We start from the raw sequence: 16,652 nt of genomic DNA, 5'->3' as shown, positions 1-16,652 counted from the left end.
TCCGCGTGGGAACTCTTCGTCTCGACGGTGGGCAGGTCGGCGGCTGGTTGCAGCTGCCCGGGTCCGCGACGGCCGAGCTGATGGGCTCGGTCGGGTTCGACTTCGTCTGCGTCGACCAGCAGCACGGCCTCGTGGGCGACGACGCGCTCCTGCCGATGCTGCAGGCCCTGCGCGCGACGGGTACCCCGTCGCTGGTGCGAGTCACGGCCAACGAGCCGGCCGCGATCGGGCGCGCCCTGGACCGCGGCGCGGACGGCGTGATCGTCCCGCTCGTCGACTCCCCCGAGGAGGCCGACGCGGCGGTCGCGGCCTGCCACCATCCCCCGCGGGGCTCACGCAGCTACGGGCCCACGCGCGTGAACTGGATGGGCGAACGGCCGGCGCCGCTGTGCGTCGTCATGGTCGAGACGACCACCGCGGTCGCCGCCCTGCCCCGCATCCTCGAGGTCGACGACATCGACGGGATCTTCATCGGCCCGTCGGATCTCGCGCTCGGCGCCCGTCTCCCGCTCGACGGCGGTCCGGAGCACGACGAGCTGGTGGCGTCGATCATCGGAGCGTGCCGCGACGCCGGGATCCCGGTGGGCATCTACTGCGCGTCCGCCGCCCACGTGCACCTCTACCGGGACATGGGCGCGACGTTCACTGCGATGATGTCCGAGGCCACGATGCTGCGCGCCGTGGCCACCGAGCACCTCCTCAGTGCTCGTCGAACAGGACGCTGACCGACTCCCCGTTGTGGATCCGGCGCACGGCTTCCGCCAGCGCGGGAGCGATGGAGATCCGGGTGAGCTTCTTCGACGTGTCGGCCAGCGGGACCGTGGTGGTGCAGACGATCTCCTCGACGTCGTCGCGCTCACCGATCCGGGCCAGCGCGCCGTCGGCGAACAGGCCGTGGGTGCACGCCACGCGCACCGAGGCCACGTCCAGCTCGGCGAGGCGGTCGAGCAGCTCGATGATCGTGGAGCCGCGCGCGATCTCGTCGTCGAGGACGACGACGTCGCGGCCGCGGACGTCGCCGATGATGGAGCTGATCACGACCTTGTCGTCGGCCAGCCGCTCCTTGGCCGCGGCCGCGACGGGCACGCCGAGCATCCCGGCGAACCGCGAGGCCTCCTTGGCGTTGCCGAGGTCCGGGGAGACGACCACGCCGTTGCGGAGGTCCACCCGGCGGAAGTGCTCGGCCAGCTCGTGCAGGGCGTGCAGGTGGTCCACCGGCATCGAGAAGAAGCCGTGCACCTGCGGCGAGTGCAGGGTCATGGTCAGGACGCGGTCGGCCCCGGCGGTGCGCAGCAGGTCGGCCACCAGCCGCGCGCCGATGGAGATGCGCGGGGCGTTCTTCTTGTCCGAGCGGGCGTAGGCGAAGTGCGGCATGACCACGGTGATCCGCGCGGCCGACGCGCCGCGGGCGGCGTCGAGCATGAGCAGCAGCTCGACGAGGTTCTCCTGCACCGGCGGCACGAGCGGCTGCACGACGAACACGTCGCGCTCGCGGCAGTTGGCCAGCAGCTGCACCTCGAGGCAGTCGTTGGCGAACCGGGTGACCCGGCTCGGCGCGAGCGGCACCTCGAGGTGGTGGCAGATCGCCGCCGCGAGCTCGGGGTGCGCCGAGCCGCTGAAGATCGTGATCTCACGCAACGCGGAGCTCCGCGTCGAGCAGGGGCGCCTGCAGGCGCGCCCACGGCGAGAGCTCGCTCGTCGCGTCGTCGGCCGCGGCCAGGAACCGGTCCCACGTCCACCACTCGTAGGAGTCCACCTCGTCCGGCCGGGGCCGCGGCTCGCCGACCACCGTGCCGACGAACACGGGACAGCGCTCGTTCTCCTCGATCCCGCCGGCCGAGGCGCGGTAGGAGAAGTCCGGCAGGACCAGCCGCAGGCCGGTGACGGCGAGACCCAGCTCGTCGTCGAGACGGCGCTGGACGGCCTCCTCCAGCGGCTCGCCGGGGGCGGGGTGCCCGCAGCAGGTGTTGGTGAGCACGCCCGGGAACGTGCGCTTGCCCCGCGCCCGGCGGGTGACGAGCAGCCGGCCGGCCGGGTCGAAGCCGTAGCAGGAGAAGGCCAGGTGCAGGGGGGTGGTGGGACCGTGGACGGTGGCCTTGTCGGCGACACCGACCGGGCGTCCGTCGTCGTCGAGCAGTACGACCTGTTCGGGTGGGGAGATCGTCACGCCCTGACGGTAGTGCCGCGCCGCCCCAGCAGCACGCCGCCGGCCGCCGCAACCGCGATCGTCACCAGGACGGCGCTGACGATCGCCGCCGCCTGGCCCGCGTCGAGGACGCGTTGCGCGAGCCCGATCGACACCACCGCCGACGGCACGCCGAGCGACGCCGTGCCCAGCAGACCGACCGCCACCGGGCGGCGCAGCACCAGCGCCACCACGACGTGGACGACGGTGGCGAGCAGCGCGATGCCCGCGAAGAGCAGCAGGGACCGTCCGGAGGTGAACAGCGCCGCGAACTGCAGCCGGGCGCCGAGGATCACGAAGAACAGCGGCACGAGGAACCCCTCGGCCACCCCGACGAGCTGCTGGGCCAGGCGCCGGGGCTCGCCGGTGGCCGCGAGCACGACCCCGGCGGTGAAGCCGGCGATGAGGATGCTCGTGCCGAACGCGGTGGCGAGCGCGGCGAGGGCGAACAGGACGCCCAGCCCGATCCGCAGGTCCAGGGCCCAGCCGCGGTTCTTGGACATCTTCCGGACCGTGTGGATGCGGTCGGTGCGGCGCAGCGCACGCAGCACGAGGAACACCGCCACCCCCGCCAGCAGCACCAGGCCGGCGCCGGCCAGCACCTTCCTCAGCGCGCCGGTGGCGAGCACGAGCGGCACCGCCAGCACCGTGACGATGTCGGTGAGGCTGATCCACGCCGTCGCGACGACGGCCGCGGGGGTCGCGAGCACGTCGGCGCCCAGCCCCTGCAGGACCGGCAGCGCCACCGCCGCCGACGACGTCGCCACCAGCACGGCCAGCACGAACGGCCGGTCCGGCCCGACCGTCGTCAGCAGGAAGCCTGCGGGGACGGCGAGCGCCAGCACCAGCACCGTGCCCAGGGCGGCGACGGGCAGCGACGCACGCATCTTCGCGTCCCGCAGCGGCAGGTGGGTGCCGACCACGAACATCAGCGTCGCGAACCCGACGTCGGACAGGAAGGCGACGGTGGGCTGGTCGGGGTCGATGAGGCCGAAGCCGGTGCGCCCCAGCAGGACGCCCGCCGCGATCTCGCCGACCACCAGCGGGATCCCGAGCCGCGGAAGGGAGGCCAGCAGCGGACCGGCCAGACCTGCCACGGTGATGAGGGCGAGGATGCCGAAGGTCATCGGAGCTTCCCCGCCGCGAACGCCGCGAAGTCGGCCCGCACCTCGTGGACCGCGCCCCGGGCGGCCTCGAGCAACCAGCCGTCGGGGCGGGCGGCGAGGTCGGCCTGCAACACCGCGGCGTCGACGGACGCCAGGTGGACGTTCGCGATCTCGCGGCCCATCGCGCGCAGCAGCCGCTTCTCCTTGCGGACGGCCGGCAGGTCCGACAGCTCGACGCGCCGGCAGTCGGGCGCGAGCCGGCGCAGGACCCAGCCGTGGGCGATGCGCAGGGAGGGGTCGGGTGAGTGCCGGATCCGGCCGGCGAGCTCTTTCCCGCCCGCCCCCGCCGCGTCGGCCGCCGGCGGGTCGCCGCGCAGCCACCGCGTGGCGGGCGGGGACAGGGCCTTGACCTCCCGGGCGACCGGGCCGCCGGACCAGGTCCCGACCGCGACGAACCGCAGGTGGTCACGGCTGCCCATACCGGCGGTCCGGCTCAGGATCCGGACGCCCCGGGTGCCGTCGGGCAGGGCCGCGCGCAGGGCCCCGCCGACGCCCGCCGGCACGTCTCCGGCCGCGTGCAGCCTCGCGATCCGCCGCCAGAACCGGGCGCCACCGGCCGGGCCGCGGCCCAGGTGCAGGTCGTCGCAGCCGCCGTCGAGCAGCACCGGGTCCCCGCCTGCGTCCAGCGCTCCCGTGTAGCCCTTGAGGATCGCGGCGGCCGCCGTCGCCGGCGCGATCCCGAGTCGCGACGTCCGGGCGGCCAGCATCGCGCTGGCCAGCAGGCGGACGAGATCACCCGGCCACGGCAGGGTGTCGGCCTCGTCGAGGTCGTTGACGCCCCAGGCCAGGCGGCCCTCGGCGTCGCGCCAGGTGCCGAAGTTCTCGATGTGCGCGTCGCCGACCGCGAGGACCGGCACGGCGTCGGCGAGCGGCCCGGCCTCCCGCGCCCAGCGCTGGGCCCAGCGGTAGTAGGAACCGCGCAGGAACGCGAAGGGGTCCTTCGCCATCAGCCGGTGCCGGTCGGCCCGCCCTGCGGCCGTGATCGGCGTGCACGCGGCGGCCCACTCCTCGTAGGAGCGGGTCGCGGCGAGAACGTCGGGCAGGGGCATCCGATCATCGTGCCGCGCGGCCCCGGCGTTGACCACTCTCGACCGGGTGTCGTCGGAGGAGCATGATCGCGCCGTGTCTGACGTCTCGCGTCTGCGTCCGGGGGTCGTGACCCGCTCCGTCAGCCCGGAGAACCCGACCGGGGCGCCCGGGCAGGGCGGCCGGGCCACCGAGGGCACCGGGTCCGGCCCGGGGCGCGAGCTGGGACCGGGCTGGAAGATCTCCCCGAGCATCGAGATCCCCGCCAACGGCACGATCGACCTGGCCGACGTCGAGGGTCCGGGGCGGATCACCCACATCTGGATGACCACCCACACGAACCACTGGCGCTCGCTGCTGCTGCGCGCGTTCTGGGACGGCGCGCGGCAGCCCGCGATCGAGGTACCGGTCGGGGACTTCTTCGGGCAGGGCTGGGGCAGGTTCGCGCAGGTCAGCTCGTCGATGATCGCGGTGAACCCGCACGGCGGCTTCAACAGCTACTGGCCGATGCCGTTCCGCCGCTCCGCCCGGCTGACGGTCGAGAACCTCGCCGACGCACCGGCCGTCGTCTACTTCCAGGTCACCTACGACTCCGGCACCGACGAGGCCGCGAGCGGCTACCTGCACGCGCAGTGGCGCCGGTCGAACCCCGTCGTGCAGGCTCTGCACACACTGGTCGACGGCGTGACCGGCGCCGGCCAGTACGTCGGCACCTACCTCGCGTGGGGCGTCAACTCGCGGGGGTGGTGGGGTGAGGGCGAGATGAAGTACTACCTCGACGGCGACGGGGAGTTCCCCACGATCTGCGGCACCGGCACCGAGGACTACTTCGGCGGCGCCTGGAACTTCGACGTGCCCGGGCAGGGCTACACCGCTTACACGACCCCGCACCTCGGGCTGCACCAGATCATCACGCCGGACGGGCTCTACGAGAGCCAGCAGCGCTTCGGCATGTACCGCTGGCACGTGGCCGACCCGATCCGGTTCGCCTCGGCCCTGCGCGTGGACGTCCAGGCGCTGGGGTGGCGGGCCGGGCACCGCTACCTGCCCCTGCACGACGACATCGCCTCGACGGCGCTGTTCTACCTCGACGCGCCGGCTGCTACCCGACCGCCGACCCCGACGCCGGACGAGCTGGAGACCCTGTAGCCGACCAGCTCGACAGCAGCGGCAGCATGCGCGCCGTGTCCGAGTCCGGTTGCGCGGTGTAGACGACGAGCCGCTGGTCGGAGGCGTGGGGGGCGGCGACGATCTCGATGTCGAACGACAGCGCGCCGGCGGTGGGATGGTCGATGCGCTTGGCCACCGACGCGTAGTCGCGGACGGTGTGGTCGTCCCACCAGCGGCCGACGTCCGGGTCGGCGGCGCGCAGCCCGGCGATCAGGGCGACGAGGCGGCGGTCGTGGGGACGCCGGCCCGACTCGCGGCGCAGTGCGGCCACCGCGGCGGCCGCGAACACCTCCCGGTTGACGATCCGTTCCCCGCGCCAGCGGGTCCAGGAACAGGTAGCGCACGAACGAGCTGCCCGGCTCCATCGGACGGCCGAGGATCGCGGGCAGTCAGCCCGTCACGGCGGGATAGCAGGAAGGCGCCCAGGGCGACCCGGTCTCGTGCCATGCCCCGATCGTAGGGACGCGGGTCGCCACGTGGGTGGTCCTGGCGTGCCCTGGTCCGCACCGGGACCGGCCCGTAGGACTGGGACCATGACCACACCACGCCTCACCGGACGCACCGCGATCGTCACCGGCTCCACCAGCGGCATCGGCGCCGCCGTCGCCCGCACCCTGGCCGCCGAGGGCGCCCACGTCGTCGTCACCGGCCGGGACGCCGCGCGCGGCGACGCCGTCGTCAAGGAGATCCGCGAGGCCGGCGGCCGGGCCGACGTCGTCGTCTCCGACCTGGCCGGGTCCTACGCCGGGATCCGGGGGTTCGCCGCCGCGGCGACCGACGTGCTGGGCGGTCGCGTCGACATCCTCGTGAACAACGCGGGCATCTACCCCGCCACGCGCACCGAGGACCTGGCCGACGACGACCTCGACGCCATGCTCGCGGTCAACGTCCGCGCCCCGCACGTGCTGGTCGCCGCGTTGGCCCCCGCCATGGCCGCCCGCGGCGACGGCGTGATCATCACCGTCGGCTCGTGGATGGCGCGGGTGGGCATCCCGTTCGCGGCGATGTACTCCGCCACCAAGGCCGCCGACGAGCAGCTCACCCGCAGCTGGGCCGCGGAGTACGGGCCGCGCGGCGTGCGGGTGAACACCGTGGCCCCGGGCGCGACCCTGACCCCGGGCAACGAGGACAGCCGGGCGGTGCTCGACGCGATGACGGCCAGCACCCCGGCGGGCGTCGTGGTGCGGCCCGACGACATCGCGAGGGGCGTGCTCTTCCTCGCCTCCGACGACGCCGCGATGGTGCACGGCGCCACCCTCGACGTCGACGGCGGGATGTCGGCGACGCGGTCGGGGTGGCCCGGCGGGCTCACACCTGCGTGCGGGCCAGCGCGTGCACGATGTCGCGGGTGGCCGGGTGGAGCTGCGTGTAGAGGTCGAACAGCTCGTCGTAACGGGCCGTGACCGCCGGGTCCGGCGTGCGGACCTCGCGCACCGGGTTCCACGCCGCGATGTCCGCCTCCCCCACCGCTCGGGCGGCGAGGTGGGCGGCGCCGTAGCTCGCGCCGATCGTCACGGTCGGGATGTGCTGCTCCAGGCCCGTGACGTCGGTGACGATCTGCGGCCACAGGGCCGACGTCGTGCCCCCGCCGACCGCCACCACCCGGTGCACCCCGGCCCCGGCGTCGCGCATGGCCTCGACGTTGTGCCGCACGCCGAACGCGGTGGCCTCCAGGGCGGCGCGGTAGAGGTCGCCGCGGGTGTGGGAGACCGTGAGGCCCGCGACGACGCCGCGGGCGTCGGGGTCGGCGATCGGGGTCCGCTCGCCGGCGAAGTAGGGCAGCATCAGCAGCCCCCGCGCTCCGGTGCCGGACGCCTCGGCCTCCGCCTGGAGCTCCGCGTGCTCGGGTGAACCCACCAGCGTGCGCAGCCATTCGGTGACCGCGCCCGAGGTGGCCATGCCGCCCGCCAGGTTGCGGGTGCCGGGGAACGCGCCGACGGTGCTCCACAGCTCCGGCACCAGCAGGCGCTGCGCCGTGGTGGCCACGAGGAACATCGTGGTGCCGTACATGAGCATGAGGTCGCCGACGCCGGTGGCGCCGACGCTGATCGACTCCGTCCAGGCGTCGATCGTCCCGGTGATCACCGGGACGCCGACTGGCAGGCCGGTGGCCGCCGCCGCCTCGGCGGTGACCGGCCCGGCCACGTCCCCGGGCCAGCGCAGCTCGGGCAGCTCGATGCCCGGCGCCACGAGGTCACACCACGGCCGGTACCAGGCCTGCGCGACCGAGTCGTAGAGCGGCACCGACTGGCTGGCGGAGTGGTGGTCGAGCACGTAGGCACCGGTCAGCCGCTGCGCGAGGAACGACGCGGGCATGTAGAGCCGCCGGGCGCGCGCGGCCACCTCCGGCTCGTGCTCGGCCACCCACGCGATCTTCGGCCCGACGGCCTGCGTGGAGAGCAGGCTGCCGCAGCGTTCCAGCACGTCGTCGCGGCCGAGCTCGGTGGTCAGGCGCGCGATCTGCTCGGTGGCGCGGGTGTCGACGCCGTAGAGGATGGCGGGACGGACCGGCTCGTCACAGGAGTTCGCGAGCGCGACGCACGGCCCCATCCCGCTGACCCCGACGGCCGAGACACCCTCGGCCCCGAGCTCCCGGGTGATCGAGACGAACTCGTCCCACCAGACGTCCGCGTCCATCTCGACGTGGCCCGGGTGCGGCCGCGACACGGTGTGGGGACGGACGGCGGTGGCCAGCACCGTGCCGGAACCGTCGACCAGCACGCCCTTCGTGCTCCCCGTGCCCACGTCGACGCCGAGAAAGGTCGTGCGGGCGCCGGAGGCGCTCACACCCGCACGTCCCCGCACAGGTGCACGGCGACGCCGAGCCGGTCGAAGAAGGCGGCCTTGGCGACCAGACCGGCGTCGGCGGACGTCGGGTCGGGCGCATAGACGATCTGCACGTGGTTCGCCTTGTGCCGCGCCATGAACTGGTCGCGGCTCACCCCGTGCGTGACGACGTGGGCGATCGGCCACTCCGGGTTGGTGGCCGCCCAGCGCCGCTCGGTCTCCTCCTCCGGCAGCTCGACGACCGACGCGCGCCCGATGTCGAGGTGCAGGCGGGCAGCGCCGTTCGTGTTCGGGGCGATGTAGAGCCGCGACCACACGATCTCCCCCGGCCGCGAGACGCCCTTGATCGTGCCGCCCCCCGCCGGGAAGTAGACGGGGTTCTGCCGCCAGCTGGTGGCGCCCTCGTAGCCGCCGGTGAGGTGCGACGGCGGCACGGAGCCGGAGATCTCGTAGACCCAGACGAAGTCGTCCCCGTACTGCTCACCCCAGCGCACGTCGTGCAGCGTCGTGGCCGGGTCCAGGCCCATCGCCGTCCAGACGCGGTTGGTGACCAGCGCGTCGACGGCCACCCCCTCGTCGTCCTCGTTGAAGTGCGGCAGCGCGACGCCGTCGTAGAGCACGCGGGAGCCGTCGCGGCTGGTGACCGGCGGCCGGGCGACGTTGTTGAGCAGCCCTTCCGGCAGGTCGGACGCGGGCGCGAGGTCCTTGAGGCCCTGCTGGTACTGGATGCCGACGGCGTCGAGGCCGAAGTCGTCGGCGATCCGCAGCGCGGCCACGTACATCTTCATCTGCTCGTGGAGTTGGCCGTCGGTGAGCTCGGTGGCGTCGTCGGGACCGGTGCGGAACGTCATCCCGGCGTCCTCGAGCCACGTCCGGGTCGCCGTCGCCTCGTCGTCGGAGACGCGCCGCATCTCGGCGAACAGCGCGCTCTGCGACAGCCGTTCCTTGTAGATGCCGAGCGGGTTGAGCAGCTCGTCGTCGATGATCGCGTTGTACATGCCCATGCAGCCCTCGTCGAACACGCCGACGATGGCCTTCTCGGTGAGCAGCTGCTCGGCCAGCGCGACGCCCAGCTCCTTCTCGGGCGACGCCGCGAGCGACGGCAGCGGGCGCACGTGCGACGCGTCGTGGACGATCGGCTCCCCGGCCACCCATGTCGCCAGGGCGTCGAGGAAGTAGCGGTCGGTGAAGTCCACCGACCAGATCGTGGAGTACTCCCGCCCCATCTTGGTCAGGCCCGCGTTGAGGCCGAGCAGCCCGACCAGGCCGGGCCAGGTGCCGTCGAAGTTGGCGACGGTCAGGATCGGGCCGCGGTGGGTGCGCAGCCCGGCGAGCACGTGGTGGCTGTACTGCCACACGGCCTCCGCGACGATCAGCGGCGCGTCCGGCGGGATGGTGGCGAACACCTCCAGGCCCTGACGCTGGCTCGCGATGAACGTGTCGTGGGCCTTGACCACCGTCCAGCCCAGGTCCGCGAACGCGGAGCTGACCGCCTTCTCCAGCGCCTCCTGCGCGGGCCAGCCGGCGGCGTTGGCCGCGGGGCGCAGGTCGCCGCTCGCGACCATGTACGCGGTGCGCGGCGGCGCCGTCGGCTCGGGACGGGTGGCGGGCAGGGCGTACGTCCCGGACATCGTCACTGTGCGTCCTCCAGATCGGTGATCGGCAGCGTCACGAGCACGATGCCACGACGCTGCCAGGTGTAGGTCACGAGAAGAAGATCTCCGTCCAGGACCGCGGACGGGTAGGAGTACTCGCCGACGCCGTCGGTGACGACGCCGCCGTCCCCGGCCGGAGGCCCGACCCGGCCTCCCCGTCGCCGGCGTCGAGCACCAGCGCGGCCCCACCAGAGCGTCGGTTGGATGTGTCCGGCGCCGGTCAGCGCGGCGTGGTCGACGGGGATCGGCGCGCGCAGCCAGGTGGTGCCGCCGTCGGAGGAGACGTCGACGAACGGGTCCCACCGGACCGGCCCGCCCCACCGCTCCACGGATCCGGGCGCGAGCCACAGGCCGCCGGGCGTCACGAGCGGCGGGTTCCTCACCGGGCCCCGCCCGCCGGACGCGTCGCCGGGCACGAGCTCGCGCGCCCGGTCCCACGTGACGCCGCCGTCGTCGGAGTGCGTGACGAGCGTGGTCCACTCCGAGATGCGCGGGCCCACCTTCAGGAACAGCCACAGGTCGTCGGCCGGGCCGGGGGCCAGCACGGGGTTCCAGTGGGCGACGTCGCGGCCGGTGTCGAGCACGTGGGTCGAGCCGTCGCGCCAGACGACGATCCGGTTGTCCGGCGTGCCCTCCCGGGTGCCGGCGAACCAGGCGGCGACGGGCCGGTCGTCCACCGCCGCGACGGTGCCGGCGTGGCACTGCGTCCAGCGCGGGTCGTCCAGGGTGAGGAACTCGCGCTTCACGACACCGCGGCCGGCACGAGCCGGGCGATCGCCTCCGGGTCCGGGACGGCGGGCGAGGTCATGCGCAGCGCGCCGTTGCCGTGGCCGAGCAGCGCCAGCGCGTACTTGATGCCCTCCACCGATCCCCGCAGCGCGGCGAGCACGGCGTCGGCCTGCGCCTGGGCCTCCCGCTCGGCCTCCGCGTCACCGGCGTCCCCGGCGGCAGCCAGCGCCATGAACGGTTCCGGGAACGCCGCCGACAGCCCGGACACGATGCCCGCGCCGCCGGCCCGTACCACCGCGGCGAGCGTGGTGTCGGCGCCCGACCACAACCGCCCACCGGCGGGCAGGGCCTCGATGTACTCCCCCACGCGGTCGTTGGCGGCCCCGGAGAGCTTGGCCCCGGCCAGCCCGGTCTCGGCCGCGATCCGCCCGAACTCCGACGGCGTGACGGTGACGCCGCTGCGCTCGGTGAACAGGTACCCGTACACCGCCGCGGGGCCGGCCGCGGCCGTCGTCGCCGCGAAGTGCCGCGTGACCGCGTCGACGTCGGCGGGCAGGTAGTACGGCGTGAGCACGGCGAGGCGGCGCACGCCCAGGGCCACGGCGTCGCGGGTCAGGGCCATCGTGTCGCGGGTGCTGGCGGCGCCGACGTGCACGACGACGTGCTCGGGGCCGAAGACGTCCAGCGCGGCCGACGCGAGGGCGCGGCGCTCGGTGCGGTCCAGCGCCGGGAACTCGCCGGTGGTGCCGGCGACGAACACGCCGTCGACGCGGCCGTGCAGCCAGGCGTGGTGGGCGGCGGTGGCGGCGAGGTCGACCTCGCCGGCGTCGTCGAAGAGGGTGGGGACGGCGGAGAGCACTTCGGGCACGGTGGGGCCTCGCATCGTCGGGTCGGAGGATTCAGGCGGCCGAGCGGGTGGCCATGAAGGCCCGCATGCGCGAGCAGGAGCCGTCGAGGTGCACGGCCAGCGCGGCCAGCGCCGGCTCCACCTCCCCGGAGCGGACCACCGCCGACAGGTCGGCGTGGTCCTGGGCGACGGGGGCGAGGTCGCGGTCGGTGTTGGTCACCGCCAGCATCGCGGCGAACAGCGGCCGGTGCAGCGCCCACGTGGACGCGAGCCTGCGGTTGGCCGCGATCGCGTAGAAGCCGCTGTGGAAGTCGAGGTCGGCGGCGCCGAACCGGACCGGGTCGGCCGCGGCGGCCGCCTCGCGCATCACGGCGACGGCGTCGTCGAGCGGCGCCCAGTCGGCCTCCGCCGCCCGCGCGATCACCTCGCGCACCGCCAACGTCTCGAGCGCGCCGCGCACGGCGTAGAGCTCGACGATGTCGGTGTCGGTGAGCCCCCGGACCGAGACGCCGCGCTTGCGCGTCTCGACCAGGCCCTCGATCTCCAGCTGCTTCAACGCATCCCGGACCGGGCCGCGGCTGACGCCGAACCGCTCGGCCATCCAGCCCTCGACCAGGTGCGTGCCCTCGGCGAGCTCGCCCCGCACGATCAGTGCCCGCAGCTGGCCGAGCAGCTGCTCGCCGAGCGGCGGCTGACGGACCGGGGTGACGATCATCGGGACTCCCTTGCTCGGTGACACCAGCCTAGGGCCCGCCCGGTCGACGGTCAACGTTGACCGTTGACGGTTAACCGTAAACGTGGCCACAATCGCCGCGTTCGGCACGTTCGCCGTCGGCTTCCTCGCGCGGCCGCTCGGCGGGCTGTTCTTCGGCCGCCGCGGCGACCTCGCCGGCCGCAAGTCGACGCTGCTCATCACGCTCACCGTGATGGGCCTGTCGACGATCCTCATCGGGCTGCTGCCCGGCGCCGCGACGATCGGCGTGTTCGCCCCGCTGCTGCTCGTGCTCCTGCGCCTCGTGCAGGGCTTCGCGGTCGGCGGCGAGTGGGGCGGCTCGATGATCATCGTGCTGGAGTCGGCGCCCCCGGAGCGGCGCGGGTTCTTCAGCGCCTGGCCCAACACCGGCGACTTCTCCGCGCAGATCCTCATCACCGGCGTCTTCGCCTGGGTCTACACGCTGCCGCAGGACCAGCTGCTCAGCTGGGGCTGGCGGGTGCCGTTCCTGCTCTCGGCCGTGATCCTCGTCGTGACGTTCTGGATGCGGCGCACGCTGCACGAGAGCCCGGTGTTCACCGACGCCGTCGCCCCGGTGCGGCCGGCCGTGAAGCAGCGCGGCACCATCCGTGCCACCTTCGTCGACGACCGGCGCAACCTGCTGCTGATCATCGGTCTGCGCTTCGCCGAGGCGCTGCCCTACTTCCTGCTGACCGTGTTCGCGCTGTCCTACGGCAGCACGGCGCTCGGGATCGACAAGAGCGTCCTCAACACCGCGATCCTCATCGCGTCGGTGCTCGCGTTCGTGGCCCACGGGGTGTTCGCCACCATCTCCGACCGCGTCGGGCGCCGGCCCGTCTACTTCTTCGGCGCCGCGGTGGTGTTCGTGATGGCGTTCCCGTTCTTCGGAATGCTGCAGTCGGGGTCGTTCCTGCTGATCACACTCGGATACGTCCTCGTCCTGAACGTCGGGCACAATGCCATCAACGCGATCCAGCCCGCGTTCTTCGCGGAACTGTTCCCCGCCGACCGCCGCTACACGGGGGCCGCGGCGGGCCGCGAGATCGCGTCGATCCTGGCGGGCGGGCTCACCCCGTTCATCGCGACGGCGCTGGCCGGACCGGGCGGCACGCGCTGGCCGCTCGTCGCCGGCTACGTGATGGTCGGAGCACTGATCACGATGGTGTCGGTCTGGAAGGCGCCCGAGACGTTCCGCCGCGACCTCCGGGCGACGTCGGCGACACCGGTCGTCGAAAAGGCGGACGCCTGAGGCAACCTCAGACGGACGTGAGCTCGGCGGCCAGGTAGCCGCGCCACGTCTCCGCCCGCTCGACCGCTCCGGCTGTCACCGCGCAGCCCCGCCAGCCGGTGACGGCCCGGATGCCGTGCAGGGCGCTGAGCGACCAGGTCTCCAGGCCGTCGAGGTCGGCCGGGACGACCCGCTCGCGCCGCACCTCGACCCCTCGGCGGGCGGCCTCGTCGACGATCCTCCGGCGCGTCACGCTGTCGAGAACCGGCAGGTCAGCGGCCGGAACGCACAGCACATCGCCCCGCCACCAGACGACCGCGCTGTAGGCACCCTCCAGCAGCGTGCCGTCGGCGGTGCAGAGCACGGCCTCCCCCGCACCCAGCTCCGCCGCCCGCGCCCGCACGCCGCCCAGCATCACGAGGTCGGGCCCCTTGGTGCGCGGGGCGACGCGCGGGTCGGGCCCGGGGTGCGGGGCGAGCACGACCTCGGTGCCGGTCGGGGGCGCGGGCCGGACCCGCAGCCGCAGCTCGGCCCCCGCCCCGAGCTCGACGCGGGGGAACAGCCGCCCGTGCGTCGGCAGGTGGGCCGGGACGGCGTCGAAGAACGCGCCGGCGGACACGCCCGCGGCGCGACACGCCGTGACGAAGCGGTCCCGGTGGTGCCCCAGCCCGGCGATCGCGCCGTCGTCCACGAGCCAGGAGTCGGCGACCAGCAGGTCCGTGCCCGCATCGGCGGGCCGCAGGCCCGATCCGTCCCAGACGAGAACGTCCTCGACCATGCCTGCGCTCCCTGGAAGTTGTCCGGTCAATTTCCGCCCCTGGCGTGGGAGAAGAATGAACCCCCACCGAACCGGGAACAGAAGGGACCCCGTCGCGCGCACTGATCCAACCACGATACGGTGACGCCGTTCCACCGCCTTCTCCTGCCCGTCACCGCCGACGGGAGGACCTGCGTGATGAGCGACGGCCATGCTGAGGCAGGCGTCGCCACCGGGGTTAGTGAGGCGACCGTGTAGAGCCCGCAGGACCGCGCCCGGACCGCTCCCGTACAGGTCACGAGGTTTGCTCCCCGCCTCGCGACCCATCACCTCCCGGGCCCCGGCGGTGCTCGACCGTTTCACCGAGCTCCCTGGAAGGGACGGCATGCGAACGCTGATCATCGACAACTACGACTCCTTCACCTACAACCTCGCCCACTATCTGGCCGAGATCAACGGGTGCGAGCCGACCGTCGTGCACAACGACGAACCCGGCTGGACCGTCGAGGATCTGAACGCATTCGACAATGTCGTGGTCTCCCCCGGGCCCGGGCATCCGGGACGGGAGGCCGATTTCGGTTTCAGCCGCGAGGCCGTGCTCCATTCCCCCATTCCGCTGCTCGGCGTGTGCCTCGGCCACCAGGGCCTGTCGTTGATGTGGGGCGGCGAGGTGGACCTCGCCCCCGAGCCGTACCACGGCCGTGAGTCCGACGTGCTGCACGACGACGCCGACCTGTTCGCCGGCCTGCCCAACCCCCTGCGGGTCGTCCGCTACCACTCGCTGACGGTCACGAAGGTGCCCGCCGACCTGGAGGTCACGGCGCGCACCGAGAGCGGCCTCGTGATGGGCGTGCGGCACCGCACCCGCCCGGCGTGGGGCGTGCAGTTCCACCCCGAGTCGATCCAGACCGAGCAAGGCATGGAGCTGCTGCGCAACTTCGCCGAGCTCACCCGGGCCTGGCGCGCCGAGCACCCGCGCGAGGCCGGCGCCACCGCCCCGGCCATCCCCGTCCGCGACCGCCAGGTCGCGCCGTTCCGCCGGCTGACCGTGCTGGCCGAGAGCCGCGAGGTCGTGCTGCCGGTCGAGACCGCGTTCCGCGAGCTGTTCGGCGACGCCGAGCACTCCTTCTGGCTCGACAGCAGCAAGCAGGACCCCACCCTCGGCCGCTTCTCCATCCTCGGCGACGCGTCGGGCCCGCTGGCCCGCGTCGCGAAGGCCGACGTGTGGACGGGCGAGATCGCGCTGACCGGCGCCGACGTGCTCGGTCCCGCGGAGGCGCAAGACAGCGCCGCCTCGGGCACGAGCGTCGTGCGGAGCGGCTTCTACGACTGGCTCGACGCCGACCTGCGCTCGCTCGACGTCACCGTCCCGGACCTGCCGTTCTCGTTCGCGCTGGGCTGGGTCGGCTACCTCGGCTACGAGCTCAAGGCCGAGTGCGGCGGCGACCGGGCCCACCGCTCCAACGACCCCGACGCCGCGATGATCTTCGCCGACCGCGCCATGGTCGTGGACCACGCCACCGGCACGGTGCACCTGCTCGCGCTGGCCGAGGACGGCGACGACATGCCGTCCCACGAGTGGATGCACGCCACCTGGGAGCGGCTGGCGAACCTGCCCGCCGACGCGGACGACGACCGTGGCGCCGCCGAGATCAGCTCGGAGATCGGCGAGCTGAAGCTGCGCCACGACCGCAACCGCTACCTGGAGCTGATCGAGGACTGCCAGCGGGCGATCCACGCCGGCGAGACCTACGAGGTCTGCCTGACCAACATGGTCACCGGCAAGGGCACCCTCGACCCCTGGCAGGCCTACCGGTTCCTGCGCCGCGAGAGCCCCGCGCCGTTCGCGTCGTACCTGAAGATGGGCGACCTGTCGGTGCTCAGCACCTCGCCGGAGCGGTTCCTGTCCGTCTCCGCCGAGGGCGCCGTCGAGTCGAAGCCGATCAAGGGCACCCGGCCGCGCGGCGCCACCCCCGAGGAGGACCAGGCGCTGGTCGAGGACCTCTCGCGGAGCGAGAAGGACCGCGCCGAGAACCTCATGATCGTCGACCTGGTGCGCAACGACCTGAGCATCTGCGCGAAGCCCGGGTCGGTCGAGGTGCCCAGGATCTTCGACGTCGAGACGTACGCGACGGTGCACCAGCTCGTCAGCACGGTGCGGGCGCAGCTGCGCGACGACGTCACCGCGGTGGACTGCATCCGCGCGGCGTTCCCGGGCGGCTCGATGACCGGCGCCCCGAAGATCCGCACCATGCAGATCATCGACGAGCTCGAGGCCGGCCCGCGCGGCGTCTACTCCGGCGCGCTGGGCTACCTGTCGCTCACCGGCTCGGTGGACCTCAGCATCGTCATCCGCACGTCCGTGGTGA

At 73.6% G+C, this 16,652-nt stretch carries 16 protein-coding genes; 5 read left to right on the top strand and 11 right to left on the bottom strand.

The features are described from left to right. Positions 1-5 precede the first annotated feature (5 nt). Entirely contained in the window at positions 6-725 is a 720-nt protein-coding gene (locus tag BGP03_RS06445; protein ID WP_296375619.1) for an aldolase/citrate lyase family protein, read from the top strand. Here the strand turns inward: BGP03_RS06445 and BGP03_RS06440 are convergent. Genes BGP03_RS06440 through BGP03_RS06425 form a run of 4 tightly spaced genes read right to left on the bottom strand, consistent with a single transcriptional unit; the run spans position 700 to position 4,400 of the window. Beyond that, positions 700-1,638: a ribose-phosphate pyrophosphokinase gene (locus BGP03_RS06440; RefSeq protein WP_298796645.1), complete on the bottom strand. Its 939-nt coding sequence runs from the start codon at positions 1,636-1,638 to the stop codon at positions 700-702. The genes BGP03_RS06445 and BGP03_RS06440 overlap by 26 nt on opposite strands. Beyond that, positions 1,631-2,161: an isopentenyl-diphosphate Delta-isomerase gene (gene idi / locus BGP03_RS06435; protein ID WP_363093303.1), complete on the bottom strand. Its 531-nt coding sequence runs from the start codon at positions 2,159-2,161 to the stop codon at positions 1,631-1,633. The genes BGP03_RS06440 and idi overlap by 8 nt, the downstream gene beginning before the upstream one ends. 2 nt (positions 2,162-2,163) lie before the next feature. Continuing rightward, the gene (locus BGP03_RS06430) at positions 2,164-3,312 is read right to left on the bottom strand and encodes a cation:proton antiporter (RefSeq protein ID WP_298796649.1); all 1,149 of its coding nucleotides are present in this window, start codon (positions 3,310-3,312) and stop codon (positions 2,164-2,166) included. Then, positions 3,309-4,400: a DUF2252 family protein gene (locus tag BGP03_RS06425; RefSeq protein ID WP_298796651.1), complete on the bottom strand. Its 1,092-nt coding sequence runs from the start codon at positions 4,398-4,400 to the stop codon at positions 3,309-3,311. The genes BGP03_RS06430 and BGP03_RS06425 overlap by 4 nt, the downstream gene beginning before the upstream one ends. A gap of 73 nt (positions 4,401-4,473) precedes the next feature. Here BGP03_RS06425 and BGP03_RS06420 point away from each other — a divergent pair, with 73 nt between their 5' ends. Then, a complete protein-coding gene (locus tag BGP03_RS06420; RefSeq protein ID WP_298796653.1) occupies positions 4,474-5,526 on the top strand; it encodes a glycoside hydrolase family 172 protein in 1,053 nt (350 codons plus the stop codon). Here BGP03_RS06420 and BGP03_RS06415 read toward each other — a convergent pair. Then, on the bottom strand, positions 5,480-5,836 hold the full coding sequence (locus BGP03_RS06415; protein ID WP_296375627.1) for a hypothetical protein: 357 nt from the start codon (positions 5,834-5,836) through the stop codon (positions 5,480-5,482). The genes BGP03_RS06420 and BGP03_RS06415 overlap by 47 nt on opposite strands. Positions 5,837-6,080: 244 nt before the next feature. On the opposite strand from BGP03_RS06415, the gene BGP03_RS06410 reads away from it, so the two are divergent. Next, the gene (locus tag BGP03_RS06410) at positions 6,081-6,950 is read left to right on the top strand and encodes an SDR family oxidoreductase (RefSeq protein WP_298796655.1); all 870 of its coding nucleotides are present in this window, start codon (positions 6,081-6,083) and stop codon (positions 6,948-6,950) included. On the opposite strand, the gene BGP03_RS06405 is transcribed toward BGP03_RS06410, so the two are convergent. Genes BGP03_RS06405 through BGP03_RS06385 form a run of 5 tightly spaced genes read right to left on the bottom strand, consistent with a single transcriptional unit; the run spans position 6,856 to position 12,280 of the window. After that, positions 6,856-8,334 carry an FGGY-family carbohydrate kinase gene (locus BGP03_RS06405; RefSeq protein WP_296375629.1) on the bottom strand — a complete coding sequence of 493 codons (1,479 nt, stop codon included), beginning with the start codon at positions 8,332-8,334 and terminating at the stop codon, positions 6,856-6,858. The genes BGP03_RS06410 and BGP03_RS06405 overlap by 95 nt on opposite strands. Continuing rightward, a complete protein-coding gene (locus BGP03_RS06400; RefSeq protein WP_298796657.1) occupies positions 8,331-9,965 on the bottom strand; it encodes a fucose isomerase in 1,635 nt (544 codons plus the stop codon). Before BGP03_RS06400 ends, BGP03_RS06405 begins: the two co-directional genes overlap by 4 nt. 2 nt (positions 9,966-9,967) lie before the next feature. Beyond that, positions 9,968-10,735, bottom strand: a complete 768-nt coding sequence (locus BGP03_RS06395) for an exo-alpha-sialidase (protein ID WP_298796659.1) — start codon at positions 10,733-10,735, stop codon at positions 9,968-9,970. Then, the gene (locus BGP03_RS06390; RefSeq protein ID WP_296375632.1) at positions 10,732-11,577 is read right to left on the bottom strand and encodes a dihydrodipicolinate synthase family protein; all 846 of its coding nucleotides are present in this window, start codon (positions 11,575-11,577) and stop codon (positions 10,732-10,734) included. Before BGP03_RS06390 ends, BGP03_RS06395 begins: the two co-directional genes overlap by 4 nt. Positions 11,578-11,617: 40 nt before the next feature. Further along, positions 11,618-12,280, bottom strand: a complete 663-nt coding sequence (locus BGP03_RS06385; protein WP_298796661.1) for a GntR family transcriptional regulator — start codon at positions 12,278-12,280, stop codon at positions 11,618-11,620. Positions 12,281-12,362: 82 nt separating this feature from the next. On the opposite strand from BGP03_RS06385, the gene BGP03_RS06380 reads away from it, so the two are divergent. After that, entirely contained in the window at positions 12,363-13,547 is a 1,185-nt protein-coding gene (locus BGP03_RS06380) for an MFS transporter (RefSeq protein WP_298796663.1), read from the top strand. A gap of 7 nt (positions 13,548-13,554) precedes the next feature. On the opposite strand, the gene BGP03_RS06375 is transcribed toward BGP03_RS06380, so the two are convergent. Further along, positions 13,555-14,304: an aminotransferase class IV gene (locus tag BGP03_RS06375; protein ID WP_298796664.1), complete on the bottom strand. Its 750-nt coding sequence runs from the start codon at positions 14,302-14,304 to the stop codon at positions 13,555-13,557. Between the two features lie 364 nt (positions 14,305-14,668). Between BGP03_RS06375 and pabB the strand changes: the two genes are divergently transcribed. After that, positions 14,669-16,652, top strand: a 1,984-nt coding sequence (gene pabB, locus BGP03_RS06370) for an aminodeoxychorismate synthase component I (RefSeq protein WP_299735818.1), incomplete at its 3' end; no start/stop codon positions are given.

It is taken from the genome of Pseudonocardia sp. 73-21 (assembly GCF_001899645.1).
Classification (GTDB): domain Bacteria; phylum Actinomycetota; class Actinomycetes; order Mycobacteriales; family Pseudonocardiaceae; genus Pseudonocardia.
This window is presented reverse-complemented; position numbering and strand designations above follow the sequence as displayed.

Coding starts and splice junctions, on each gene's coding strand:
- BGP03_RS06430 (WP_298796649.1), bottom strand. CDS start 3,312: ATGACCTTCGGCATCCTCGCCCTCATCACCGTGGCAGGTCTGGCCGGT.
- BGP03_RS06425 (WP_298796651.1), bottom strand. CDS start 4,400: ATGCCCCTGCCCGACGTTCTCGCCGCGACCCGCTCCTACGAGGAGTGG.
- BGP03_RS06410 (WP_298796655.1), top strand. CDS start 6,081: ATGACCACACCACGCCTCACCGGACGCACCGCGATCGTCACCGGCTCC.
- BGP03_RS06400 (WP_298796657.1), bottom strand. CDS start 9,965: ATGTCCGGGACGTACGCCCTGCCCGCCACCCGTCCCGAGCCGACGGCG.
- BGP03_RS06385 (WP_298796661.1), bottom strand. CDS start 12,280: ATGATCGTCACCCCGGTCCGTCAGCCGCCGCTCGGCGAGCAGCTGCTC.
- BGP03_RS06375 (WP_298796664.1), bottom strand. CDS start 14,304: ATGGTCGAGGACGTTCTCGTCTGGGACGGATCGGGCCTGCGGCCCGCC.